The organism is Ignatzschineria sp. PL_is040, assembly GCF_055813795.1.
The window spans coordinates 1-24,841 of sequence record NZ_JBVPGU010000002.1 but is presented as its reverse complement, the minus strand read 5'-3'; the positions used below and the strand labels follow the sequence as shown (position 1 = coordinate 24,841).

Sequence of the window (24,841 nt, the reverse complement as noted above, 5' to 3'; positions counted from 1 at the left end):
AATTTGATGGAAAAGATCATCGTATTAGATTATGGCAGTCAATATAATCAACTTATTACTCGACGCATTCGTGATATTGGGGTCTTTTCGGAGTTGATTTCACATAAGATCTCAGCAAAAGAGCTCAAAGAGATGGCGCCGGCAGGAATTATCCTCTCGGGAGGTCCTAACAGTGTCTATGCAGAAAATGCATTTTCGATCGATCCTGAGATCTTTCATCTCGGTATTCCTGTATTAGGGATCTGCTATGGGATGCAGTTGATGACCCATACTTTAGGGGGCAAGGTAGAAAAAGCGGCTAATCGCGAATATGGTTTAGCCTATCTTCATGTCGATCTTAAAGAGACAATGCTCTTTGATGGCTTGCCGGAGACACAATCTGTCTGGATGAGCCATGGCGATCTGGTGACAGAAGTACCAAAAGGATTTACTGTCACCGCTGAGAGTAGCGATTGTCCTATTGCGGCAATGGAGTATCCTGAAAAGCGCCTCTACGGCGTACAATTTCATCCTGAAGTGAAACACTCTGTCTTTGGGACCGATCTTCTAAGAAACTTTGCTTACGATATTTGTGGTTGTTCTGATCGCTGGCATATGGATTACTTTATCGAGCAAGAGATCGAAAAAGTACGCAAACTTGTGGGGGATAAAAAAGTTCTTTTAGCCCTTTCAGGTGGCGTTGATTCAAGTGTTGTCGGTGTTCTTCTACAGCGCGCGATTGGAGATCAATTAACCTGTATCTTTGTTGATCATGGGCTTCTTCGTAAAGGGGAAGGGGATCAGGTGATGGAGAGCCTTGGTGGTAAGTTTGGACTCAATATTATTCGCGTTGATGCTAAAGATCGCTTCCTTGAGAAGTTAAAAGGGGTCTCAGATCCTGAAGAGAAGCGGAAGATTATTGGTAATGAATTTATCTATCTCTTCGATGATGAGGCGAAAAAGCTTCAAGATATCGATTTTCTTGCACAGGGAACACTCTATACCGATATTATTGAGAGTGGTACCGATACGGCAGAAACAATCAAATCGCATCACAATGTCGGCGGATTGCCAGAAGATATGAAGTTCCAATTGATCGAACCTTTAAAGACACTCTTTAAGGATGAGGTGCGAGCCTTAGGGTTGGAGTTGGGAATGCCCCATGAGCTTGTTTGGCGCCAACCTTTCCCCGGTCCTGGTTTAGGGATTCGTATCTTAGGTGAGATTACAGAAGAAAAATTAGAGATCGTTCGTGAAAGCGATGCGATTTTACGAGAAGAGATTAAACTTGCCGGTCTTGAAGGGGATATTTGGCAATACTTCACGGTTCTTACAGGATTAAAGAGTGTCGGCGTTATGGGCGATTCTCGAACTTATGATTATACAATTGCTATTCGTGCAATTACCTCAATCGATGGAATGACGGCAGACTTTGCGCGAATTCCGTGGGATGTTTTGCAGAAGATCTCTGTACGCATGATCAATGAGGTGAAGCATATTAATCGGGTTGTTTACGATATTACCAGTAAGCCACCTGCAACTGTCGAGTGGGAATGATTCCGCGTCTGGCACAGCCAGGCACCTGATGGCATGAAATGCCGCTAAGCCCGCGTAATTGCGGGCTTTTTTTTGTTTGTGTTTGGCACGATCTGGCAACGGGAGGAAGCGCCAAGCACCGTTTGAGCATGGCATTAAAGCTGGTATTATGGTTTGGCGATGCCATGATTGATGCCGATACCATGCTGCGTTCTTTTGTGTGTTCATGGTATTAATATTCTATAAGTTACTGTTTCGTAAGAAAAAATACGATAAATTCGAGATTTTTTCAGCATGGTATCGGAGACGAAGAAGGACAAGGTACATGCTGACCGATACCAAGCTGCGCAATCTCAAGCCCAGGGACAAACTCTACAAAGTGAATGACCGGGAAGGTCTCTATGTGGCAGTGACTCCAGCCGGCTCCATCTCGTTCCGTTACAACTACTCAATCAACGGTCGGCAGGAGACCATCACCTTTGGGCGTTATGGTGTCGGTGGCATCACCCTGGCCGAAGCCCGCGAGCTGTTGGGTGACGCCAAGAAGATGGTTGCGGCGGGCAAGTCGCCGGCCAAGGAGAAAGCCCGAGACAAGGCGCGGGTGAAAGATGCAGAGACGTTCGGTGCCTGGGCGGAGAAGTGGCTGCGTGGCTACCAGATGGCCGACTCCACCCGCGATATGCGCCGCTCGGTTTATGAGCGTGAGCTGAAGCCGAAATTCAGCAATCAGAAGCTGGTGGAGATCACCCACGAAGACTTGCGGGCGCTGGCTGATGCCATTGTTGAGCGAGGCGCACCGGCCACCGCCGTTCATGTGCGTGAAATCGTGTTGCAGGTATTTCGCTGGGCCATCGAGCGTGGGCAGAAGGTCGAAAACCCGGCAGAACTGGTGCGCCCAACAAGCATCGCTCGATTCGAGCCACGTGACCGAGCGTTGACGCCAGAAGAAATTGGGCTGATGTACCAGTACATGGAGCGAGTGGGCACAAGCCCAACAAACCGTGCGGCGGCCAAGCTGTTATTGCTGACGATGGTGCGCAAGAGCGAGCTGACCAATGCGACCTGGAGCGAGATCAATTTCAGCGAAGCGTTGTGGACGATTCCAAAGGAGCGGATGAAACGCCGTAACCCGCACCTGGTATTTCTGTCCCAGCAGGCTCTGGATATTTTCATTGCCATGAAAACCTTTGCCGGTGGTTCCGACTTCGTTTTGCCATCACGGTACGACTCGGATGCGCCGATGAGCGCTGCCACACTTAACCAGGTGCTGACGCTGACTTACAAGGCGGCGCAGAAAGATGGGAAGTCACTTACCAAGTTCGGACCGCATGATTTGCGGCGCACAGCCAGCACGCTGTTGCATGAGGCCGGCTACAACACCGACTGGATCGAGAAGTGCCTGGCGCACGAGCAGAAGGGCGTGAGGGCTGTCTACAACAAGGCTGAGTACCGCGAGCAGCGGGCGGCGATGTTGCAGGATTGGGCCGATATGATTGATGAGTGGACTTCGGGAGGCAGTAAGGGTTGATGTTTTTGCTATCTTTGATAGCATTGAAGTTGATGCCGTGAATTTATAAATAAGGCCGCCATTGGCATCGGGCAGGTCAATTACCGATTAGCTGCTTCGCGCAGCTACTCGATGAATAGCAACTATTCATTTGAGAGGTATTGACCCATGCAAAATATAAAGACCCTCATCAACAGGAAGAAGCTCCTGGAGATGATCCCGCTTTCGACACGAACAATTTATAACCTGGAGCAGCGAGGGGATTTTCCACGCCGTATCGCGTTAACCAGTAGAAATGTCGCCTGGGATTTGTCAGAGGTCGAAGAGTGGATTGAGGCACGTAAATCATCGGGTGATCAAGCTGCGCGACCTGGCCCTATAGAGGGCTAGTTATATGGCTCTTGATCTTATGGCGGCTTTCACGGAATTGCCGCCACCCATTGATTATGTTCTGCCTAATATGGTTGCTGGCACTGTTGGTGCTCTTGTGTCGCCTGGTGGGGCTGGTAAATCCATGTTGGCCCTTCAATTGGCTGCACAGATTGCAGGCGGGCCTGATTTACTTGAAATAGGCGAGTTTCCCACCGGGCAAGTGGTCTATCTGCCTGCTGAAGATCCACCGGCCGCTATTCACCATCGTCTGCACGCCCTTGGGGCACACCTCAGCGCAGCGGAACGGCAAGCCGTGGCTGATGGTTTGCTCATTGAACCCTTGATCGGTAAATGCCCAAACATCATGGCTGCTAGCTGGTTCGATGCTCTCAAACGAGCCGCTGAAGGTCGTCGCTTGATGATCTTGGACACTTTGCGGCGCTTCCACATTGAGGAGGAGAACGCTAGCGGGCCGATGGCGCAGGTTGTTGGGCACATGGAGGCCATAGCCGCTGATACAGGCTGCTCCATTGTGTTTCTGCACCACGCGAGTAAAAGCGCAGCCATGATGGGGTCGGGCGATCAACAGCAGACCAGTCGTGGATCGTCCGTACTGGTTGATAACATCCGTTGGCAATCGTACCTATCCGGCATGACGCAAGGCGAGGCCGAGATACTGGGGGTCGATGATTGTCAGCGTGGGTATTTTGTCCGCTTTGGCGTCAGCAAGGCCAACTATGGCGCACCTTTTCAAGAACTCTGGTTTAGACGGCACGACGGCGGCGTGTTGAAGCCTGCTGTACTGGAGCGGCAGTGCAAGGTGAAAAGGAGACAGCGTGAAGAAGCCTAAGCATGACCTGACCCACGTCCGACATGATCCCGCGCACTGTTTGGCACCTGGCCTGTTCCGCAGCCTCAAGCGTGGCGATCGCAAACGCTGCAAGCTGGACGTGACCTACACCTTTGGCGAGGACGAATCCATGCGTTTCGTCGGATTCGAACCTCTCGGGGCCGATGATATGCGTCTTTTGCAAGGCATCGTGGCCCTTGGCGGCCCGAACGGCATCTTGCTAACCCCGGAACCGACCAGTGAGACGGGGCGACAGCTACGGCTATTCCTTGAACCCCGTTTCGAAGCCATTGAGCAAGACGGCTTGGTGGTTCGTGAGAGCCTGACCAAACTGCTCTCAGAAACGGGCATGACGGATAGCGGCGACAACATCAAGGCGCTCAAAGCCAGCCTGCTGCGCATGTCGAACGTCACCATCCTTGTGACGAAGGGACGGCGGCAAGCCGCGTTCCACCTGATGAGTCATGCTTTTGACGAGACGGACGGCAGGCTATGGGTTGCCCTGAATCCGCGTATTGCCGAAGCGATCCTGGGGCATCGTCCATATGCCCGTATCGACATGGCGGAAGTGCGGGTGCTACAGACTGATCCGGCACGGCTGATGCACCAACGGCTATGCGGCTGGATCGACCCCGGCAAATCCGGGCGCGTGGAACTGGACACGCTTTGCGGCTATGTCTGGCCAGATGAAGCCAATGCCGAAGCTATGAAAAAACGCCGTCAGACTGCCCGGAAGGCACTGGCCGAACTTGCCGCCGTGGGTTGGGTAGTGAACGAATACGCCAAGGGAAAATGGGAGATCAAGAGGCCTGGCCCCACGGCAACTGCACCCGTTTACCGTCGTAACGTTCCCTTGTTACCGTCGTAACGCTCCCCTTCTGCCGTCGTAACGTTCCCCGTCCCAATTTGGAAAACCCAGACGGTGCGCTGCTTTGCGGGCAGTTTGGGAAATCCATCCAAGATTATCTAAAGATAATCCATCATGCGCGGTGCAGCTCGCGCCTTGAGGGCGCGTTCTGACCTTGCCAATAAAGCCCTGGCGGGCTTTATCAATCGGCCATAGGCCGATGGTTTAACGCCAAGAAGAGAAGGCGGCTTCAGTGGCCGCTGAAACGCCTTGTGAGAGGGGAAAACAACCCGGAGTCCCTTATTCCATGAGCTGAAGCAGAATCTGCGTCTAACGGTGCTGGAGGGCCGCTGTGTGCACTTGTAGTTATCTGTACTGAAACCTTGGCTCGAAACGTGAAATGGCTAAGCAGTGCCCATTCGTTCGGTAAGAATAATAAGAAGATTATTATTCTTATTATTACCAAGCAGGAATGAGCCGTGTGTGTTGGACGCCCATAACCAGTAACCTGCGTGAAGGTGTCAACATCAGGAAAGGTTGCCCCTCAAGTATCAATACGTCGCCTTAGTGGTATGACGGGAGGGGAGGCAAATTTCTTGTGTTCATTGACACTTGAGGGGCGGGTTATGCCCTTCTTTTTTGGCGTCCAACTCGCCCCATCGGGGCGAATGGTTTGTGTCGATTGTTGGCATTTTAGGTTCCGATTTAAAGCCGATTGAGCAGCGATTTTGAAGCGACTATGTCGATTGCAGGCCGATTTGGTGACGATTACGGTTATGTTGCCAAGAATCGGTGTTTGTTTGACGATAAAACGCTTTACGTTCGATATGCGCTAGATTTTCAATAGTGGGTGAAATGCGGGCAGGATGGGTGAAGTTAGCTAACCGGCAAGCCGGTTATCTATCTTCACTGTCCCTTATTCGCGCCGGGGGCACTCAACGGGAATCCTGCCCTGCGGGGCTGATCGGCTACCGCCGGTTGCAAGAGTATAGGTCTTGCTATTTTTAATATCTTTGATAGCATGGTTGTCGGGTACACCAAAAGGGTATTGATATGGCAAATGTGCTTATCAGGAATTTACCCGCCGAGGTGCACCGTGCGTTGAAAGTTCGAGCAGCGCTCAACGATAGGAGCACCGACGCGGAAATACGCGAAATACTGACGGCGGCAGTACAGCCGCTAGAGCTTGAAGAGATTGGCCGGGAAGTTGGCTTGTCCGAAAGCGATAAAAAAACAGAGTAGTTTTACGTTTGTAAGTCCGGGCCTCAGCGCCAAGGGCAATACCGATCAGCTAGTGGCGTAGCTCTTCGATGAAACGTTGCCGAGAACAAGCACAACGCTTGGTCAAGGCAATGCCTTCTTTTCATCGACGGAGTACGACCATGAAGTCCAAAATTTTAGCGGCTAAAAAAACCGCTCTAGCCGTTGCACTCGCAACCGGCTTTATCACCACTACCACCGCCCCTGTGCAAGCTGGTATCCCCGTCATCGACGGCGGCAACCTGGCCCAGAACATCATGACGGCCATCGAGTCGGTGGCGCAGACGCTCAAGCAGATTGAGCAGTACCAGACCCAGTTGCAGCAGTACGAAAATCAGCTCCAGAACACGATGGCCCCAGCCGCGTATATCTGGGATCAGGCGCAGACTACGATCAACCGGCTGATTGCCGCGCAAAACACGCTGGCCTATTACGAGAACCAGCTAGGCAGCCTGGATCGTTACCTGGCCAAGTTTCAGGACGTGGCCTATTACCGCAGCTCGCCATGCTTCAACGGCAGCGGCGGATGCACGCCGGCCGAAAAGGCAGCGATGGAAGAGAACCGCCGCCTGGCGTCAGAGTCGCAAAAGAAGGCCAACGATGCCCTGTTCCAGACCGTTGCCGACCAGCAAAAGGCTTTGAAGGATGACGCCCGTACCCTGGAGCGGCTGCAAGGCGCGGCCCAGGGTGCAACTGGCCAGCTACAGGCCATCGGCTACGCCAACCAGCTCGCCAGCCAGCAGGCCAATCAGCTCTTGCAGATTCGCACCATGTTGACCGCCCAACACAACGCGGAGGCAGCCCGGATTGCAGCAGAACTCGATGCCGAGGCGCGAGGTGATGCCAGGGCCGAGCAAATGCGTACCTGGACGTTTCGCCCGAGTCCGGCAGACAACTACTAGGGAGGCGGTGAGATGAAAAAAATCTTTTTTACTACCGCGGCTACGTTGCTGTTGTTGGCTGGATGTGAACAGGAAAGGATGCCCGAACCAAATGCGGCGACGTGTGCCCCCGATGCGTTCCAGGCAGCACTGAATGAAATGCGCAGCGAAGCGAACCGAGAGGCCTTTACCGAGGAATGCAGAGCATTCCAGAAGGCCAAGCAGATGCGTCAGTGGGAGTTCAAGCCCAGCCCTAAAGATGATTATTGAGGTGGTCGCCATGAGAAAGAAAATTGCTCTAGGTGGCTTGATGATGGTCGCCACAATGGTGCTGGCTGAACCTGCAATGGCGCAGGAGCTAAGTAGCAGCGGTGTTATGAATGATGTGCTCAAGCGTTTTCATGATGCTGCCGCAACATGGGGGCCAGCTATTGAGTCCGCTGCATCGCGTTTGTTCTGGACGCTGGTTGTGATTTCGATGGTCTGGACATTCGGCATGATGGCTTTGCGCAAGGCCGACATTGGCGAGTTCTTCGCGGAGTTCGTTCGCTTCACGATCTTCACCGGCTTTTTCTGGTGGTTGCTGACGAATGCGAACCAGGGCATGAATATCGCCGGTACGATTGTTCAGTCATTGCAAACTCTGGGCGCGCAGGCGGGGGGACTTTCCAATAGCAATCTTGGGCCCTCCAGCATCCTTGATCTTGGTTTCGAGTTATACAACCGCACAGTACAGGCCACCTCGGAGCTGGGATGGCGGCAGATGGCAACTGCTCTGGTCATGGAGCTAATGGCCCTGGCTGTTTTGTTTGTCCTGGCGTTGATTGCGGTCAACCTGTTGCTGTTGCTCGCATCAGCCTGGATTCTGTTGTATGCCGGTGTGTTCTTCCTTGGCTTTGGTGGAAGTCGTTGGACTTCCGACATGGCGATCAATTACTACAAGACCGTGCTGGGCCTGGCCGCACAGCTTATGGCAATGGTGCTTCTGGTTGCGATTGGCAAAGAGTTCATCAATCACTACTACACGCAAATCAGCGAGAACATGGCATCCCAGGAACTGGCCGTGATGTTGGTTATATCGGTCATCTTGCTTTTCTTGGTCAACAAAGTTCCGCCGATGATTTCTGGTCTTGTGTCTGGTGGTGGTATTGGCGCAGCCGGTGGAATTGGAAACTTCGGTGCGGGTGCGGCAGTTGGGGCGGCGGTGACGGCGGCCAGTATGGCAACTGGCGGCGCTGCCCTGGCAGGTAAAGCGGTTATGGGTGCCGCAGCCGGTGCAGCCGGAGGTGCAAGTGCACTCCAAGCGGCTTTTCAGAAAGCATCAGCGAGTATGGAAACCGGCGGTGACATGTCCAGCATGGGGTCAGTTGTCAGCAGTGGCGGAAACGGTGGTGGTGAAGCGGGTACTGCTGGCAGTAGCCCATTCGCCCAAGCGGCTGGCTTTGGTGACAGCGGCAGTAGCTCAAGCGGTGGCGGCTTTGCCAAGGCCGCGAAGCTGGCCACAGGCACGGCCTCCGAGTTAGCCAAGGGTGTCGGCTCTCAAGTGAAGCAGGGATTCCAGGAGCGAGTGAGCGAAACCACAGGCGGAAAACTGGCTGCTTCGATACGCGAAAGCATGGAGCCGAAAGAAGCAAGCCAATCTGGCCAGTTCGAGGGCAATAGCTTGGGCGCCGATTCTGGCCCAGATAGTAACGAAGTCAGGAGTTAGCACGATGACGACATCAACATACATGGCCGCATTGGCGGCCCTGGATGAAGCGCCAAGGGAAGAAGTCAGCCAGGTATTTATTTCGCCGCTGGGTGATCAATCGACCGAGGTCGATGCAGAGACAGAAACAGCCGCTTTTGTATCACGGCCAGACCCTATGAGAGAGAGCGAAACTAAGCCGATAAGTATTGAGGTTAATGGCGGCAGGAATGAGCGGTCAGCATTCGCGGAGGCGGCGGGGCTGTACCTGTAGGCGCACCGGGCTGGCCACAACCAGCCCGGCACTTTCAATCAACACCTACTGGAGAGGTGAATTATGACAACACAACATATTATCGAACCAGGGCAAGCAGTGCATCAAGCAGCGGCTATTCTTTCTTCTTTGGAGTACATCAACCAAGCGGAAGCGCGGAGCCTTGGGCCATTGGCCGAAGCCGTCGCTAATGCTTTTATGGTGGTGTACTACCAAGCTGAAACGGGCCGGGCGACACAGGCTGATTTTCAAGAAGCAATGAACGCCTTGCGCCAAGCGTGCAGCTAATGACGAAAGGGCGGCCACTCGAACTGGCCGCCTTTTTCAATCTTCACTGTTTGGCCATTCCCGACCCACAGACGGCGCATCCATCCATTCGCGTTCCTCCGGCGGCAGCGGGTAAGCCCCGGATGCTTCCGCGTCGGCCAGTAGTTCGGCCAGTGTGTAGCGCACCCGACCAGTGGAAACGGCGCGGGCCGGGTCGGCCTTCTCATGCAGCCTGTTCTCTAGGTTCTTTGGGTCTGTCATCGGGCGACCTCAGCAAGCATGGATACTAGGTGTTCCAGGTCAGTGATCGAATGCGCCAGGAAGCGGCCGGCGCGGCAATCTGCAATCATTTCCTCAGTTTTTTCCTACTCATGTTCAACCTCGTTCGTACCAGCTCTTCGAGCGATTCACCACGCGCACGACCAGCAGCATCACCGGCACTTCGACCAGGACGCCGACCACGGTTGCCAATGCAGCGCCGGAGTGCAGACCGAACAAGCTGATGGCGGCCGCCACGGCCAGCTCGAAGAAGTTGCTGGCACCGATCAGGGCCGAAGGACAGGCGACAGAGTGCTTTTCCCCCCGCCCGCTTGTTCAGCCAGTAGGCTAACCCGGAATTGAAGAACACTTGAATCAAGATCGGCACGGCTAGCATGGCGATCACTAACGGCTGCCGGATGATGGCCTCGCCCTGGAAGGCGAACAGTAGAACCAACGTCAGCAGCAGCGCGGCCATCGACCACGGCCCGATCTTCTGCATGGCCCGTTCAAAGGCGGCCTGTCCTTGCTTGAGCAGATGCCGCCGCAAGAGCTGCGCCAGGATCACCGGCACGATGATGTAGAGCACGACCGAAATCAGCAGCGTGTCCCAAGGCACCGAGATCGAGGACATGCCCAGCAGCAGGCCGACGATGGGCGCGAAGGCCACGATCATGATGGCGTCGTTCAGAGCCACTTGCGAGAGCGTGAAAAGCGGGTCGCCGTTGGTAAGGCGGCTCCACACGAACACCATTGCCGTGCAGGGCGCGGCGGCCAGCAAGATCAAGCCCGCGATGTAGCTGTCCAGTTGATCGGCCGGCAGGAACGGAGCGAACACTTGTCGGATGAACAGCCACCCCAGCAGGGCCATCGAGAATGGCTTGACGGCCCAATTCACGAACAGCGTGACGCCGATGCCGCGCCAATGCTCTTTGACCTGGTGCAGCGCCCCGAAGTCGATCTTGACCAGCATCGGGACGATCATTACCCAAATCAGCAGGCCCACCGGCAAATTGACCTGGGCCACTTCCATGCGGCCTATGGCCTGGAACACGTCAGGAAGGCCCTGGCCGAGCGCAACACCGGCGACGATGCACAGGGCCACCCACAGCGTCAGGTAACGCTCGAAGCCGCTCATCGGGGCCTGGCGCGGCTTCGCGGCGATGGCCTGTGCGCCGGCGCTCATGCTTCCTGCTCGGTCTTGCCGATGTTCGCCAGCTCGCGCTTGATGGCCGTCTGGTCAAGCATTTTGAGAGGCAGATTCACGAACAGGCGGACGCGGTTCATCATGTGCCGGAAGGTTTGTTCGAAGGCCCGGCGCTTCTCGGCGTCAGTGCCTTCGACGGCGGCCGGGTCTTCAAATCCCCAATGCGCCGAGATCGGCTGACCAGGCCACACCGGACACATTTCGCCGGCGGCGTTGTCGCAGACGGTGATGATGAAGTCCATCTTCGGTGCGTCGGGCGTGGCGTACTCGTCCCAGCTCTTGCTGCGCAGATTCTCGGTCGGGTAATTCACCGACTCCACCTTTTCGACGGCGAAGGGATTGACCTTGCCGGTTGGGTGACTGCCGGCGCTGTAGGCGCGGAAGCGCCCTTGCCCCATCGTGTTGATGAGAGCTTCGGCCATGATGCTGCGCGCCGAATTGCCGGTGCAGAGGATGAGGACGTTATAGATTCTTTCGGTCATGATGTTTCGCTTTCTGGTAGTGGCTGGGGAGCAATGGCGATGGATGAAAGATCGGTGGCCTCGTCGATGACGTGGCCGGCCGCTTTCCGTTCGGAATAGCGGTCTGTCAGTGCTTCACGGTGCGGCCGTACCAGCGCCGTGAAGCGCACCAGTTCTTCCATCACATCGGCTATTCGGTCGTAGTACGGCGAGGGCTTCATGCGGCCCGCCGCGTCGAACTCTTGGAACGCTTTGGCGATACTCGACTGGTTCGGAATGGTGAACATTCGCATCCAGCGGCCGAGCAGACGCAAGGTGTTCACGGCGTTGAAGCTCTGCGAGCCGCCGGATACCTGCATCACGGCCAGGGTGCGGCCTTGGGTCGGCCGGATGCCGGCCATTTCAAGCGGCAGATGGTCAATCTGCGCCTTCATGACACTGGTAATCTGACCGTGGCGTTCCGGGCTGCACCAGACTTGTCCCTCTGACCACTCGGACAGGGCGCGCAGCTCCTTGACGGCCGGGTGATCGTCGCTTTGCACTTGATCGGGCAACGGCAAATCGGACGGGTCGAAGATGCGTGTTTCTGCGCCAAAGAATTGCAGCAGCCGGGCCGCTTCCTCGACGGCCAGCCGTGAGAACGAGCGGGCGCGCAGCGAGCCATACAGCAGCAGGATACGCACCGGCGGGGCGTCGGGTGCCAGCCCGAGCGCCGGGCGCTCGATGGCAAAGGATTTGTCCAAAGCGGGCAAAGAATCGGGGTCGGAAAGATGGCGAAGTCTCATGCCAACACCTTCCCGGCTTCCGTGGTGCAAGACAGGTTGCACACCTGGCCGCCGCAGCAGTTTTCCGTGAGAAAGGCCACCAGGTTAGTGGCCGTCGAAAAGTTCGCCTCGTAGATCACAAATCGGCCTTCTTGCCGCGACGTGACCATGCCGGCGTGTGCCAGCTCTTTCAGGTGGAAGGATAGCGAAGACGGCGGGATGCCGGCCGCTTCGCTGATTTTTCCGGCGGCCATGCCGGCGGGCCGGCCTGGACGAGAAGCCGGAACACCGCGAGGCGCGATTCTTGAGCGATGGCCGCCAGGGCGGCTACAGCATTTATCGTTTCCATGTTTCAATAATAGTCGAAATATGGAGTGTGCTCAATAGCTCATTTAAGCTGTAAAAATGAGCTAGGCGCATTTAGATCGATATGTGATAAATTGGCCTGCCAGTTTAAGTGTCGTTTTCAGAAGACGGCTGCACTGAACGTCAGAAGCCGACTGCACTATAGCAGCGGAGGGGTTGGATCCATCAGGCAACGACGGGCTGCTGCCGGCCATCAGCGGACGCAGGGAGGACTTTCCGCAACCGGCCGTTCGATGCGGCACCGATGGCCTTCGCGCAGGGGTAGTGAATCCGCCAGGATTGACTTGCGCTGCCCTACCTCTCACTAGTGAGGGGCGGCAGCGCATCAAGCGGTGAGCGCACTCCGGCACCGCCAACTTTCAGCACATGCGTGTAAATCATCGTCGTAGAGACGTCGGAATGGCCGAGCAGATCCTGCACGGTTCGAATGTCGTAACCGCTGCGGAGCAAGGCCGTCGCGAACGAGTGGCGGAGGGTGTGCGGTGTGGCGGGCTTCGTGATGCCTGCTTGTTCTACGGCACGTTTGAAGGCGCGCTGAAAGGTCTGGTCATACATGTGATGGCGACGCACGACACCGCTCCGTGGATCGGTCGAATGCGTGTGCTGCGCAAAAACCCAGAACCACGGCCAGGAATGCCCGGCGCGCGGATACTTCCGCTCAAGGGCGTCGGGAAGCGCAACGCCGCTGCGGCCCTCGGCCTGGTCCTTCAGCCACCATGCCCGTGCACGCGACAGCTGCTCGCGCAGGCTGGGTGCCAAGCTCTCGGGTAACATCAAGGCCCGATCCTTGGAGCCCTTGCCCTCCCGCACGATGATCGTGCCGTGATCGAAATCCAGATCCTTGACCCGCAGTTGCAAACCCTCACTGATCCGCATGCCCGTTCCATACAGAAGCTGGGCGAACAAACGATGCTCGCCTTCCAGAAAACCGAGGATGCGAACCACTTCATCCGGGGTCAGCACCACCGGCAAGCGCCGCGACGGCCGAGGTCTTCCGATCTCCTGAAGCCAGGGCAGATCCGTGCACAGCACCTTGCCGTAGAAGAACAGCAAGGCCGCCAATGCCTGACGATGCGTGGAGACCGAAACCTTGCGCTCGTTCGCCAGCCAGGACAGAAATGCCTCGACTTCGCTGCTGCCCAAGGTTGCCGGGTGACGCACACCGTGGAAACGGATGAAGGCACGAACCCAGTTGACATAAGCCTGTTCGGTTGGTAAGCTGTAATGCAAGTAGCGTATGCGCTCACGCAACTGGTCCAGAACCTTGACCGAACGCAGCGGTGGTAACGGCGCAGTGGCGGTTTTCATGGCTTGTTATGACTGTTTTTTTGTACAGTCTATGCCTCGGGCATCCAAGCAGCAAGCGCGTTACGCCGTGGGTCGATGTTTGATGTTATGGAGCAGCAACGATGTTACGCAGCAGCAACGATGTTACGCAGCAGGGCAGTCGCCCTAAAACAAAGTTAGGCCGCATGGACACAACGCAGGTCACATTGATACACAAAATTCTAGCTGCGGCAGATGAGCGAAATCTGCCGCTCTGGATCGGTGGGGGCTGGGCGATCGATGCACGGCTAGGGCGTGTAACACGCAAGCACGATGATATTGATCTGACGTTTCCCGGCGAGAGGCGCGGCGAGCTCGAGGCAATAGTTGAAATGCTCGGCGGGCGCGTCATGGAGGAGTTGGACTATGGATTCTTAGCGGAGATCGGGGATGAGTTACTTGACTGCGAACCTGCTTGGTGGGCAGACGAAGCGTATGAAATCGCGGAGGCTCCGCAGGGCTCGTGCCCAGAGGCGGCTGAGGGCGTCATCGCCGGGCGGCCAGTCCGTTGTAACAGCTGGGAGGCGATCATCTGGGATTACTTTTACTATGCCGATGAAGTACCACCAGTGGACTGGCCTACAAAGCACATAGAGTCCTACAGGCTCGCATGCACCTCACTCGGGGCGGAAAAGGTTGAGGTCTTGCGTGCCGCTTTCAGGTCGCGATATGCGGCCTAACAATTCGTCCAAGCCGACGCCGCTTCGCGGCGCGGCTTAACTCAGGTGTTAGACGGCAAGAAAAGGTTCCACGAACTCTGATGAAAAACTACTTTGACAGCCCTTTCAAAGGGGAGCTTCTTTCTGAGCAAGTGAAAAATCCAAACATCAAAGTAGGCCGTTATAGCTATTACTCTGGCTACTATCACGGCCACTCATTTGATGAATGCGCGCGATACTTGCATCCAGATCGTGATGACGTTGATAAATTGATCATTGGCAGCTTTTGTTCTATAGGAAGCGGGGCTTCCTTCATCATGGCTGGCAATCAGGGGCATCGGCATGACTGGGCATCATCCTTCCCCTTCTTCTATATGCAAGAGGAACCTGCTTTCTCAAGCGCACTCGATGCCTTCCAAAGAGCAGGTGATACCGCCATTGGCAATGATGTCTGGATAGGCTCGGAGGCAATGATTATGCCCGGAATCAAAATTGGAGACGGTGCCGTGATAGGTAGTCGCTCGTTGGTGACAAAAGATGTAGTGCCTTATGCCATCATCGGAGGAAGTCCCGCAAAGCAAATTAAGAAGCGCTTCTCCGATGAGGAAATCTCATTGCTCATGGAGATGGAGTGGTGGAACTGGCCACTGGATAAAATTAAGACAGCAATGCCTCTGCTGTGCTCGTCAAATATTTTTGGTCTGCATAAGTATTGGCGCGAGTTTGTCGTCTAACAATTCATTCAAGCCGACGCCGCTTCGCGGCACGGCTTAATTCTGGCGTTAGCCACCAAGAAGGTGCCATGAAAACATTTGCCGCATATGTAATTATCGCGTGTCTTTCGAGTACGGCATTAGCTGGTTCAATTACAGAAAATACGTCTTGGAACAAAGAGTTCTCTGCCGAAGCCGTCAATGGTGTCTTCGTGCTTTGTAAAAGTAGCAGTAAATCCTGCGCTACCAATGACTTAGCTCGTGCATCAAAGGAATATCTTCCAGCATCAACATTTAAGATCCCCAACGCAATTATCGGCCTAGAAACTGGTGTCATAAAGAATGAGCATCAGGTTTTCAAATGGGACGGAAAGCCAAGAGCCATGAAGCAATGGGAAAGAGACTTGACCTTAAGAGGGGCAATACAAGTTTCAGCTGTTCCCGTATTTCAACAAATCGCCAGAGAAGTTGGCGAAGTAAGAATGCAGAAATACCTTAAAAAATTTTCCTATGGCAACCAGAATATCAGTGGTGGCATTGACAAATTCTGGTTGGAAGGCCAGCTTAGAATTTCCGCAGTTAATCAAGTGGAGTTTCTAGAGTCTCTATATTTAAATAAATTGTCAGCATCTAAAGAAAACCAGCTAATAGTAAAAGAGGCTTTGGTAACGGAGGCGGCACCTGAATATCTAGTGCATTCAAAAACTGGTTTTTCTGGTGTGGGAACTGAGTCAAATCCTGGTGTCGCATGGTGGGTTGGGTGGGTTGAGAAGGAGACAGAGGTTTACTTTTTCGCCTTTAACATGGATATAGACAACGAAAGTAAGTTGCCGCTAAGAAAATCCATTCCCACCAAAATCATGGAAAGTGAGGGCATCATTGGTGGCTAAAACAAAGTTAAACATCATGAGGGAAGCGGTGATCGCCGAAGTATCGACTCAACTATCAGAGGTAGTTGGCGTCATCGAGCGCCATCTCGAACCGACGTTGCTGGCCGTACATTTGTACGGCTCCGCAGTGGATGGCGGCCTGAAGCCACACAGTGATATTGATTTGCTGGTTACGGTGACCGTAAGGCTTGATGAAACAACGCGGCGAGCTTTGATCAACGACCTTTTGGAAACTTCGGCTTCCCCTGGAGAGAGCGAGATTCTCCGCGCTGTAGAAGTCACCATTGTTGTGCACGACGACATCATTCCGTGGCGTTATCCAGCTAAGCGCGAACTGCAATTTGGAGAATGGCAGCGCAATGACATTCTTGCAGGTATCTTCGAGCCAGCCACGATCGACATTGATCTGGCTATCTTGCTGACAAAAGCAAGAGAACATAGCGTTGCCTTGGTAGGTCCAGCGGCGGAGGAACTCTTTGATCCGGTTCCTGAACAGGATCTATTTGAGGCGCTAAATGAAACCTTAACGCTATGGAACTCGCCGCCCGACTGGGCTGGCGATGAGCGAAATGTAGTGCTTACGTTGTCCCGCATTTGGTACAGCGCAGTAACCGGCAAAATCGCGCCGAAGGATGTCGCTGCCGACTGGGCAATGGAGCGCCTGCCGGCCCAGTATCAGCCCGTCATACTTGAAGCTAGACAGGCTTATCTTGGACAAGAAGAAGATCGCTTGGCCTCCCGCGCAGATCAGTTGGAAGAATTTGTTCACTACGTGAAAGGCGAGATCACCAAGGTAGTCGGCAAATAATGTCTAACAATTCGTTCAAGCCGACGCCGCTTCGCGGCGCGGCTTAACTCAAGCGTTAGATGCACTAAGCACATAATTGCTCACAGCCAAACTATCAGGTCAAGTCTGCTTTTATTATTTTTAAGCGTGCATAATAAGCCCTACACAAATTGGGAGATATATCATGAAAGGCTGGCTTTTTCTTGTTATCGCAATAGTTGGCGAAGTAATCGCAACATCCGCATTAAAATCTAGCGAGGGCTTTACTAAGCTTGCCCCTTCCGCCGTTGTCATAATCGGTTATGGCATCGCATTTTATTTTCTTTCTCTGGTTCTGAAATCCATCCCTGTCGGTGTTGCTTATGCAGTCTGGTCGGGACTCGGCGTCGTCATAATTACAGCCATTGCCTGGTTGCTTCATGGGCAAAAGCTTGATGCGTGGGGCTTTGTAGGTATGGGGCTCATAATTGCTGCCTTTTTGCTCGCCCGATCCCCATCGTGGAAGTCGCTGCGGAGGCCGACGCCATGGTGACGGTGTTCGGCATTCTGAATCTCACCGAGGACTCCTTCTTCGATGAGAGCCGGCGGCTAGACCCCGCCGGCGCTGTCACCGCGGCGATCGAAATGCTGCGAGTCGGATCAGACGTCGTGGATGTCGGACCGGCCGCCAGCCATCCGGACGCGAGGCCTGTATCGCCGGCCGATGAGATCAGACGTATTGCGCCGCTCTTAGACGCCCTGTCCGATCAGATGCACCGTGTTTCAATCGACAGCTTCCAACCGGAAACCCAGCGCTATGCGCTCAAGCGCGGCGTGGGCTACCTGAACGATATCCAAGGATTTCCTGACCCTGCGCTCTATCCCGATATTGCTGAGGCGGACTGCAGGCTGGTGGTTATGCACTCAGCGCAGCGGGATGGCATCGCCACCCGCACCGGTCACCTTCGACCCGAAGACGCGCTCGACGAGATTGTGCGGTTCTTCGAGGCGCGGGTTTCCGCCTTGCGACGGAGCGGGGTCGCTGCCGACCGGCTCATCCTCGATCCGGGGATGGGATTTTTCTTGAGCCCCGCACCGGAAACATCGCTGCACGTGCTGTCGAACCTTCAAAAGCTGAAGTCGGCGTTGGGGCTTCCGCTATTGGTCTCGGTGTCGCGGAAATCCTTCTTGGGCGCCACCGTTGGCCTTCCTGTAAAGGATCTGGGTCCAGCGAGCCTTGCGGCGGAACTTCACGCGATCGGCAATGGCGCTGACTACGTCCGCACCCACGCGCCTGGAGATCTGCGAAGCGCAATCACCTTCTCGGAAACCCTCGCGAAATTTCGCAGTCGCGACGCCAGAGACCGAGGGTTAGATCATGCCTAGCATTCACCTTCCGGCCGCCCGCTAGCGGACCCTGGTCAGGTTCCGCGAAGGTGGGCGCAGACATGCTGGGCTCGTCAGGATCAAACTGCACTATGAGGCGGCGGTTCATACCGCGCCAGGGGAGCGAATGGACAGCGAGGAGCCTCCGAACGTTCGGGTCGCCTGCTCGGGTGATATCGACGAGGTTGTGCGGCTGATGCACGACGCTGCGGCGTGGATGTCCGCCAAGGGAACGCCCGCCTGGGACGTCGCGCGGATCGACCGGACATTCGCGGAGACCTTCGTCCTGAGATCCGAGCTCCTAGTCGCGAGTTGCAGCGACGGCATCGTCGGCTGTTGCACCTTGTCGGCCGAGGATCCCGAGTTCTGGCCCGACGCCCTCAAGGGGGAGGCCGCATATCTGCACAAGCTCGCGGTGCGACGGACACATGCGGGCCGGGGTGTCAGCTCCGCGCTGATCGAGGCTTGCCGCCATGCCGCGCGAACGCAGGGGTGCGCCAAGCTGCGGCTCGACTGCCACCCGAACCTGCGTGGCCTATACGAGCGGCTCGGATTCACCCACGTCGACACTTTCAATCCCGGCTGGGATCCAACCTTCATCGCAGAACGCCTAGAACTCGAAATCTAACGTCCGTTCGGGCATCGAGGTCCATGTCGGGGTGGGACGGGCCCGTGGCTTCAAGATCACTTGCAGTCCGACCGCGATGTCTTGGTTGCGCGAGAGGTTGTCGATATCCTCCACTTCCATCATCAACCCTGGATAATGCCGCCGCCGTCATCGCCGCCGACGCCCGTGCCGGGCTTTTCGGGCCTGTCAGGCTTGCTCGGCCTTCAGCCTGCCTGGGCGAGATCTCCGGCGGACGGATTAACGGCGGAGCTTCGCCGCCTTTCGTGCGTGTGAAGGCCGAAGATAGTTCTCTCAAAAACATCCGTTTATGAGAGATACCAAAGCCGACAGTCTGCCGAAGGTTGAAGGTCTCTCAAAACTGCCTCTCGCTTCCGATCTCTCACCGATCTACGTTTCTAAGTGTTTTGAGAGGAGAACAGCATGTTGGTGGGGTACGCCAGGGTTTCGACACGTGATCAAACCCACGCTGTTGATTTGCACCCAAATTTGACCCGGGATTTGCATTGAATTTTGACCCACCCCTTGTTGTCAGAATTATGTCTCGATTTTCAGTTTGCGGGTCTGTTTTTCCTCCTGCTTATTCTGAGTTGAACTGTGTTTGAAGCGGTAACTTTCATTGCCGGTTTCCAGGATGTGGCAGTGGTGGGTTAGTCGGTCCAACAACGCTGTTGTCATCTTTTCATCGCCAAACACTCGGCTCCATTCCGAGAAGCTCAAGTTGGTGGTCAGTATCACGCTGGTTTTTTCGTACAGCTTTGAGAGCAGGTGAAACAGCAGTGCCCCACCGGTTTGGCTAAAAGGCAAATATCCCAGCTCATCCAGAATCACCAAATCGGCATACAACAGACGGTTTGCGATTTGTCCCTGACGCCCAGATGATTTCTCTTGCTCCAGTGCATTGACCAAATCCACGGTGGAGAAGAAACGCACCCGTCGGTTCAAGTGCATCACTGCTTGTGTACCAATGGCTGTGGCCAGGTGAGTCTTGCCTGTGCCTGGCCCACCAATCAGCACCACGTTCTGGGCTTGTTCCATGAAGTCGCACCGGTGCAATTGTTTGACCGTGGCCTCATTAACCAGGCTTTGACTGAAGTCAAAGCCCACCAAGTCCCGATACACGGGGAACTTGGCCACCCGCAATTGATAGTTCACCGAACGTACTTCACGCTCTGCCACTTCAGCTTTAATCAAGCTGTCCAGCATGGGCAAGGCTTGATTAAATGCTGGTGAATTCTGATTGCCCAACTCCTCAATGGCGTGTGCCATGCCAAAGAGTTTCAAGGATTTGAGGATTCTCACATGGCCTTCATGCTGCATCATGGGCTCTCCTTAAACTGTCATAGCGGTTCACGTTGGCCTGTGGTTCCAATGTCAGCCTTAACCCCTTGGGAATTGGAATCGGTTTGGGTGGAGGTTCTTCGGTCAAACGTCCCAACAGATTAAGCACATGCTCCTTCGATGGCTTGCCACACTCCAATGCCAATTCCACAGCACTGAGTACCGCACCTTCATCGTGGTGCAATACAAGGGCCAGAATTTCCACCATGTCACGGTCACCGCCGGGGCGTTGCAGCAAGATGGATTGAAGCTTCTTGAACGCGGGTGGCAATTCAGCAAATGGCGCACCATTGCGCAACGCCCCAGGTTTCTTCTGAAGCACAGACAAGTAATGGTGCCAGTCGTATTGTGTGTGGCCACGCCGAGCGTGGCCACTGCCAAACAATCTTGGATGCTCGGCAATGTGTTGGCCTTCGGCAGCCATCACCAGCTTGTCTGCATAAATCCGAAGGCTGATGGCCCTGTTGGCGTAACTGGCAGGAACGCTGTAGCGATTGCCCTCGTGGTGAACAAGGCAGGTTGAAGTGACTCGCTTGGTTTGCTCCACGAATGCATCAAAGGCATTGGGTAGCGCCATCAACTCGCCTTGTTCATCGGCAAAGGCCTCTTGCACGGTTTGGTCCAATTCGGGGTGGCGCAGCTCAGACCACAGCGCTTTGCAGCGATGCTCAAGCCACACATTCAAATCAGCAAGGCTTTGAAAGTCTGGTGCCCCTTGCCACAGGCGTTGGCGGGAATCCTGCACGTTCTTCTCAATCTGGCCTTTCTCCCAACCCGATGCTGGATTACAGAACTGCGCATCAAACAGGTAGTGGCTGACCATGGCAGTGAACCGCTGATTGACCCTGCGCTCTTTGCCACGCCCCACCGAATCCACAGCGGTCTTCATGTTGTCGTAGATGCCGCGCTTGGGAATGCCACCGAAGATTTGAAAGGCATGCCAGTGGGCATCAAACAGCATTTCATGTTTTTGCTGGTAGTAAGCCCGAAGCACAAAGGCCCGGCTGTGGGCCAACTTAAACTGGGCAATCTGAAGTTTGACCTGTTTGCCCGCTATGCGGGCAAAGTCCTCACTCCAATCGAATTGGAAGGCTTCGCCACAAGCAAAGCGCAAGGGGATGAAACAACCCTTGCCCGAGGTTTGCGCCTTGAACTGTTCGGAATCTTTCCACTGTCGGGCAAAGGCACACACTCGGTCATAAGACCCGGTAAAGCCCAAAGCGACCAAATCCCGGTACATGCTGCGCAGGTTTCTGCGCAGCTTCTTTGTCTTTTTGTGCTCGGTGGAGAGCCACTGCCTTAACTTGGGCTCAAAAGGACTTAACTTGCCAACGCTGTCTCGCGCTGGGTACTGCGGTTCAACCACCTTGCTTTGCAAATACTTGCGAACGGTGTTCCTGGACAGGCCGCTTCGTCGGGCTATTTCCCGAATCGACGCACCATCGCGAAAATGCCAGCGTCGAATTGCGCTCAATATCGCCACGTTTATCACTCCTTGATTTCTCCCGCCATATCCAGACGGGAAACAGTGTCATACGTGGGTCAAATTTCGACGCAAATCTTTACCCTAAGTTGGGGTGCGGACAAAATCTTGGACTACTTTAGGAGTAGTTCATGTATTCGTATGAAGATCGCCTTCGAGCCGTGAGGTTGTACCTGAAGCTTGGGCGCCGGATGAGCGCCACACTACGGCAGCTGGGATACCCCACCAAGAACTCGCTGAAGGCCTGGTTGGCAGAATTCGAACGGAATCAGGATCTTCGCCGAGGCTATCAACGGATAAAACGGCAGTACACCGATGAGCAAAAGCAACGGGCAGTAGATCACTATATCGAACAAGGCTACTGCCTGAGTCACACAATCCGAAGCCTGGGCTACCCAAGCCGCGAGGCCTTGCGTGCCTGGATCCGTGATTTACGCCCTGAATTCGCTAGGACGGTCGTCGGCAGCAGCGCTCCCACAGTCGCCCGCTCTCGCCTCGAGAAGCAGCAAGCCGTCATTGCACTGAACCTGCGCGTAGGTTCGGCAAAGGATGTGGCCGACACTGTCGGTGTATCGCGACCAACGTTGTATAACTGGCAGCATCGATTACTTGGCAAAGTGCCCCTAAAACCCATGACAAAGAAGAAAGGTGACACCTCGCTCGAGCAGCGGCATGAGGCACTACTCAGGGAACTGGCCGAACTGGAGAGCCAGAACCAGCGGCTTCGCATGGAGAATGCAATTCTGGAGAAGGCGAGTGAATTGATAAAAAAAGACATGGGCATCAACCCCCTCGAACTGACAAGCCGAGAAAAAACGAAGGTGGTTGATGCCCTCAGAGTCACGTTTCCATTAGCCAATCTGTTGTGCGGCCTGAAGCTGGCGCGCAGCACATACTTCTATCAACGCCTGCGGCAGACGCGGCCCGACAAGTACACGCAGGTGCGTGAGGTCATTCGGACTATCTTCGAGGACAACTACCGCTGCTATGGCTATCGACGCATTGATAGTGCCTTGCGCCTTGGTGGCATGCGTGTGTCCGAGAAGGTCGTGCGTCGCTTGATGGCGCAAGAGCGTCTGGTCGTGAGAACACCGCGCCGCCGGCGCTTCTCGGCGTATGCTGGCGACCCGACACCAGCGGTCCCGAATCTGCTGAATCGCGACTTTCACGCGTCGGCGCCGAATACGAAATGGTTGACCGATCTGACGGAAATACACATTCCGGCAGGGAAGGTCTACGTCTCGCCGATCGTCGATTGCTTCGATGGGCTGGTGGTGGCCTGGAATATCGGCACCAGCCCGGATGCGAACCTGGTCAATACCATGCTGGATCACGCGGTACGGACACTGCGACCCGGTGAGCATCCGGTTATCCATTCGGACAGGGGCTCGCATTATCGCTGGCCTGCGTGGATCCGCCGCACTGAAAATGCCCAATTAACGCGGTCGATGTCCAAAAAGGGCTGCTCGCCAGACAATGCTGCATGCGAGGGCTTTTTCGGACGATTGAAGACCGAACTAATCTACCCGAGGAATTGGCAGCACGTGACGCTGAAAGACCTCATGACGCGAATCGATGCCTATATCCACTGGTACAACGAGCGCCGCATCAAAGTGTCGCTTGGCGGGCGTAGTCCCATCGAGTATCGTCATGCGGTCGGATTGATGTCCGTATAAACCGTCCAAGAAATCGTCCGCACCCCCAGTGGGTCAATTTTAGATGCAACTCAACAGGCCATGCTGAGTGTGCGATGGTTGATCGCTTCCTCGCCGCTCTCCACGGCGACGATGGCCGCCGCCATCAGCAAGTGCGCCAGTTCCCCTATGGTGCCCTCGCTGCGTGTGAGCAGGTAGCGAGCCATGTCCAGCGTGGCAATTGGGGAAGGCCGGCGCAGCGGGAGCGAAGCGGCGAAGCTGGCCAGCAGTGAGCAGCAATCGTCGTTGGCCTCCCATACCGGCAGCATCATCGGCTCGAAGCGATTTTCCAACTGGTCATCGGAGCGGATGGCTAGGTAGGCGTCGCGCGTGCCTACCCCAACCAACGGGATGCGCAGTTCGTTGCCGAGGAAGCGCAGCAGGTTGAGGAATTCCCGGCGGTTGACGCTGTTGCCGGCCAGCACGTTGTGCAGCTCGTCGATCACCAGCATGCGCACGCCGACCTTGCGCAGCAGTGCCAGAGCCAGTTGCTCCATTTCCGGCAACCGTGGGCGTGGGCGCAGCGGCGCGCCCATCGCGGCGAGCAGCGCGACGTAGAAGCGGATCACGGACGGCTCGGACGGCATCTGCACGACCAACACCGGGATGTGCTCCTGGTCGGCGTCGGAGCTGGCCGGGTGGGTGCGGCGGAACTTCTCGACGATCATCGACTTGCCATTGTTGGTCGGGCCAACCAGCAGCAGGTTGGGCATGCGTTGCTTGTTTGGCCACGCATAAAGGGCTTCCAGCCGGTTCAGCGCCTCGACTGCGCGCGGATAGCCGATCCAGCGGTCGGCGCGAAGGCGCTGGATGCGCTCGTCCGCCGGAAGACGGGCCAAGCCCTGGGCCGCCGGCAGCAGGTGGGACAGGTCGATGATGGGATATTCGTCCACGGCTACCACTCCTCAATCTGGTCGAACGGTTTGGCGGGTGGCAAGTTGTCTGCCTGCGGGTCGGCAATATCCGTATCCGGCGGAACGGGCTTGTCCGGCCGAGCTGATGTCTTGAGGTGCTGGCGGCGATCCGCGTCACGCCGCGCCTTGCGTGTGGCCTTCTGCGCGCTGGTCACAATCTCACGCATCTGGCCGATCATGCGGAACAGCGCCGACTCATCCACCTGTTCGCGCCCTTGCTGCCGCAGTTTCGCCAGCGCCTGCCGTTGTTCCCAGAGGGTGACAGCCGGATGCGACAAGGTACGGTAGGGAATTTCCAGGTAATGCTGTCCCTCCGGTTCCAGGACCCAGATACGGCTGATGTCGCGCGGATCGCGCCGGATCAGAAAGGACGGCCAGCGTTCACGCCGCGCAATCCACGGCTTGAGCGCATCGGCGGGCACTGTTGCAAAGTTAGCGATGAGGCAGCCTTTTGTCTTATTCAAAGGCCTTACATTTCAAAAACTCTGCTTACCAGGCGCATTTCGCCCAGGGGATCACCATAATAAA

At 55.4% G+C, this 24,841-nt stretch carries 26 protein-coding genes and 3 pseudogenes; 19 read left to right on the top strand and 10 right to left on the bottom strand.

Annotated features, from left to right (window positions below):
- Positions 1-6 precede the first annotated feature (6 nt).
- From guaA to AC0SAP_RS03675, 11 genes are all read left to right on the top strand, one after another.
- Positions 7-1,536, top strand: a complete 1,530-nt coding sequence (gene guaA, locus AC0SAP_RS03725; RefSeq protein WP_473383019.1) for a glutamine-hydrolyzing GMP synthase — start codon at positions 7-9, stop codon at positions 1,534-1,536.
- A gap of 304 nt (positions 1,537-1,840) precedes the next feature.
- The gene (locus AC0SAP_RS03720) at positions 1,841-3,043 is read left to right on the top strand and encodes a tyrosine-type recombinase/integrase (RefSeq protein ID WP_000954590.1); all 1,203 of its coding nucleotides are present in this window, start codon (positions 1,841-1,843) and stop codon (positions 3,041-3,043) included.
- Positions 3,044-3,190: 147 nt separating this feature from the next.
- Positions 3,191-3,412 (top strand): helix-turn-helix transcriptional regulator, encoded by a 222-nt coding sequence (locus AC0SAP_RS03715; protein ID WP_001179606.1) that lies wholly within the window; start codon positions 3,191-3,193, stop codon positions 3,410-3,412.
- A gap of 4 nt (positions 3,413-3,416) precedes the next feature.
- Complete coding sequence (locus tag AC0SAP_RS03710; protein WP_473383018.1) at positions 3,417-4,244, top strand: helicase RepA family protein; 828 nt, start codon at positions 3,417-3,419, stop codon at positions 4,242-4,244.
- Positions 4,231-5,112: a replication protein C, IncQ-type gene (gene repC / locus AC0SAP_RS03705; protein ID WP_000743064.1), complete on the top strand. Its 882-nt coding sequence runs from the start codon at positions 4,231-4,233 to the stop codon at positions 5,110-5,112. Before AC0SAP_RS03710 ends, repC begins: the two co-directional genes overlap by 14 nt.
- A 1,032-nt stretch (positions 5,113-6,144) precedes the next feature.
- A complete protein-coding gene (locus AC0SAP_RS03700; protein ID WP_000024442.1) occupies positions 6,145-6,333 on the top strand; it encodes a FitA-like ribbon-helix-helix domain-containing protein in 189 nt (62 codons plus the stop codon).
- A 140-nt stretch (positions 6,334-6,473) separates the two neighbouring features.
- The gene (trbJ, locus tag AC0SAP_RS03695) at positions 6,474-7,253 is read left to right on the top strand and encodes a P-type conjugative transfer protein TrbJ (protein ID WP_000836966.1); all 780 of its coding nucleotides are present in this window, start codon (positions 6,474-6,476) and stop codon (positions 7,251-7,253) included.
- A gap of 12 nt (positions 7,254-7,265) precedes the next feature.
- Positions 7,266-7,502, top strand: a complete 237-nt coding sequence (trbK, locus tag AC0SAP_RS03690; RefSeq protein WP_000718002.1) for an entry exclusion lipoprotein TrbK — start codon at positions 7,266-7,268, stop codon at positions 7,500-7,502.
- Positions 7,503-7,512: 10 nt separating this feature from the next.
- Positions 7,513-8,940 carry a P-type conjugative transfer protein TrbL gene (trbL, locus tag AC0SAP_RS03685; protein WP_001405816.1) on the top strand — a complete coding sequence of 476 codons (1,428 nt, stop codon included), beginning with the start codon at positions 7,513-7,515 and terminating at the stop codon, positions 8,938-8,940.
- Between the two features lie 4 nt (positions 8,941-8,944).
- Entirely contained in the window at positions 8,945-9,193 is a 249-nt protein-coding gene (locus tag AC0SAP_RS03680; protein WP_000213809.1) for a hypothetical protein, read from the top strand.
- 63 nt (positions 9,194-9,256) lie between these two features.
- The gene (locus AC0SAP_RS03675) at positions 9,257-9,481 is read left to right on the top strand and encodes a type I toxin-antitoxin system ptaRNA1 family toxin (RefSeq protein ID WP_000211355.1); all 225 of its coding nucleotides are present in this window, start codon (positions 9,257-9,259) and stop codon (positions 9,479-9,481) included.
- Between the two features lie 36 nt (positions 9,482-9,517).
- Here AC0SAP_RS03675 and AC0SAP_RS03670 read toward each other — a convergent pair whose 3' ends face one another.
- The 6 genes and pseudogenes from AC0SAP_RS03670 to intI1 form a co-directional block, all read right to left on the bottom strand.
- On the bottom strand, positions 9,518-9,721 hold the full coding sequence (locus AC0SAP_RS03670; protein WP_000131871.1) for a hypothetical protein: 204 nt from the start codon (positions 9,719-9,721) through the stop codon (positions 9,518-9,520).
- A gap of 114 nt (positions 9,722-9,835) precedes the next feature.
- Positions 9,836-10,904, bottom strand: a pseudogene (gene arsB, locus AC0SAP_RS03665) (ACR3 family arsenite efflux transporter).
- Positions 10,901-11,407, bottom strand: a complete 507-nt coding sequence (locus tag AC0SAP_RS03660; protein WP_000140066.1) for an arsenate reductase ArsC — start codon at positions 11,405-11,407, stop codon at positions 10,901-10,903. Before AC0SAP_RS03660 ends, arsB begins: the two are co-directional and overlap by 4 nt.
- Positions 11,404-12,171: an arsenical resistance protein ArsH gene (gene arsH, locus AC0SAP_RS03655; protein WP_001239389.1), complete on the bottom strand. Its 768-nt coding sequence runs from the start codon at positions 12,169-12,171 to the stop codon at positions 11,404-11,406. The genes AC0SAP_RS03660 and arsH overlap by 4 nt, the downstream gene beginning before the upstream one ends.
- Positions 12,168-12,499: pseudogene (locus AC0SAP_RS03650) on the bottom strand (ArsR/SmtB family transcription factor). Before AC0SAP_RS03650 ends, arsH begins: the two are co-directional and overlap by 4 nt.
- A 311-nt stretch (positions 12,500-12,810) precedes the next feature.
- Positions 12,811-13,824 (bottom strand): class 1 integron integrase IntI1, encoded by a 1,014-nt coding sequence (gene intI1, locus AC0SAP_RS03645; RefSeq protein ID WP_002075255.1) that lies wholly within the window; start codon positions 13,822-13,824, stop codon positions 12,811-12,813.
- A 164-nt stretch (positions 13,825-13,988) separates the two neighbouring features.
- Here intI1 and aadB point away from each other — a divergent pair, with 164 nt between their 5' ends.
- The 7 genes from aadB to AC0SAP_RS03610 all read left to right on the top strand — a co-directional run bounded on the left by aadB (position 13,989) and on the right by AC0SAP_RS03610 (position 18,884).
- Positions 13,989-14,522: an aminoglycoside nucleotidyltransferase ANT(2'')-Ia gene (aadB, locus tag AC0SAP_RS03640; protein ID WP_000381802.1), complete on the top strand. Its 534-nt coding sequence runs from the start codon at positions 13,989-13,991 to the stop codon at positions 14,520-14,522.
- A gap of 80 nt (positions 14,523-14,602) precedes the next feature.
- Positions 14,603-15,235, top strand: a complete 633-nt coding sequence (locus tag AC0SAP_RS03635; protein ID WP_048608591.1) for a type B-3 chloramphenicol O-acetyltransferase CatB8 — start codon at positions 14,603-14,605, stop codon at positions 15,233-15,235.
- Between the two features lie 68 nt (positions 15,236-15,303).
- Positions 15,304-16,104 (top strand): oxacillin-hydrolyzing class D beta-lactamase OXA-10, encoded by an 801-nt coding sequence (locus AC0SAP_RS03630; RefSeq protein WP_000846390.1) that lies wholly within the window; start codon positions 15,304-15,306, stop codon positions 16,102-16,104.
- A 16-nt stretch (positions 16,105-16,120) separates the two neighbouring features.
- On the top strand, positions 16,121-16,912 hold the full coding sequence (gene aadA1, locus AC0SAP_RS03625) for an ANT(3'')-Ia family aminoglycoside nucleotidyltransferase AadA1 (protein ID WP_001206316.1): 792 nt from the start codon (positions 16,121-16,123) through the stop codon (positions 16,910-16,912).
- 163 nt (positions 16,913-17,075) lie between these two features.
- Positions 17,076-17,423, top strand: a complete 348-nt coding sequence (locus tag AC0SAP_RS03620; RefSeq protein ID WP_000679427.1) for a quaternary ammonium compound efflux SMR transporter QacE delta 1 — start codon at positions 17,076-17,078, stop codon at positions 17,421-17,423.
- Positions 17,417-18,256, top strand: a complete 840-nt coding sequence (sul1, locus tag AC0SAP_RS03615) for a sulfonamide-resistant dihydropteroate synthase Sul1 (RefSeq protein WP_000259031.1) — start codon at positions 17,417-17,419, stop codon at positions 18,254-18,256. The genes AC0SAP_RS03620 and sul1 overlap by 7 nt, the downstream gene beginning before the upstream one ends.
- Before the next feature lie 127 nt (positions 18,257-18,383).
- Positions 18,384-18,884: a GNAT family N-acetyltransferase gene (locus AC0SAP_RS03610; RefSeq protein ID WP_000376623.1), complete on the top strand. Its 501-nt coding sequence runs from the start codon at positions 18,384-18,386 to the stop codon at positions 18,882-18,884.
- A 534-nt stretch (positions 18,885-19,418) separates the two neighbouring features.
- Here AC0SAP_RS03610 and istB read toward each other — a convergent pair.
- Positions 19,419-20,204, bottom strand: a complete 786-nt coding sequence (gene istB, locus AC0SAP_RS03605; protein ID WP_000983249.1) for an IS21-like element IS1326 family helper ATPase IstB — start codon at positions 20,202-20,204, stop codon at positions 19,419-19,421.
- Positions 20,191-21,714, bottom strand: a complete 1,524-nt coding sequence (istA, locus tag AC0SAP_RS03600) for an IS21-like element IS1326 family transposase (RefSeq protein ID WP_001324342.1) — start codon at positions 21,712-21,714, stop codon at positions 20,191-20,193. The genes istB and istA overlap by 14 nt, the downstream gene beginning before the upstream one ends.
- Before the next feature lie 122 nt (positions 21,715-21,836).
- Between istA and AC0SAP_RS03595 the strand changes: the two genes are divergently transcribed.
- The gene (locus AC0SAP_RS03595; protein ID WP_000287615.1) at positions 21,837-23,381 is read left to right on the top strand and encodes an IS3 family transposase; all 1,545 of its coding nucleotides are present in this window, start codon (positions 21,837-21,839) and stop codon (positions 23,379-23,381) included.
- A gap of 50 nt (positions 23,382-23,431) precedes the next feature.
- Here AC0SAP_RS03595 and AC0SAP_RS03590 read toward each other — a convergent pair whose 3' ends face one another.
- Both AC0SAP_RS03590 and AC0SAP_RS03585 read right to left on the bottom strand, forming a co-directional pair.
- Positions 23,432-24,292: a TniB family NTP-binding protein gene (locus AC0SAP_RS03590; protein ID WP_000344784.1), complete on the bottom strand. Its 861-nt coding sequence runs from the start codon at positions 24,290-24,292 to the stop codon at positions 23,432-23,434.
- 2 nt (positions 24,293-24,294) lie between these two features.
- A pseudogene (locus AC0SAP_RS03585) lies at positions 24,295-24,729 on the bottom strand (Mu transposase C-terminal domain-containing protein); the annotation flags it as partial.
- Positions 24,730-24,841 lie beyond the last annotated feature (112 nt).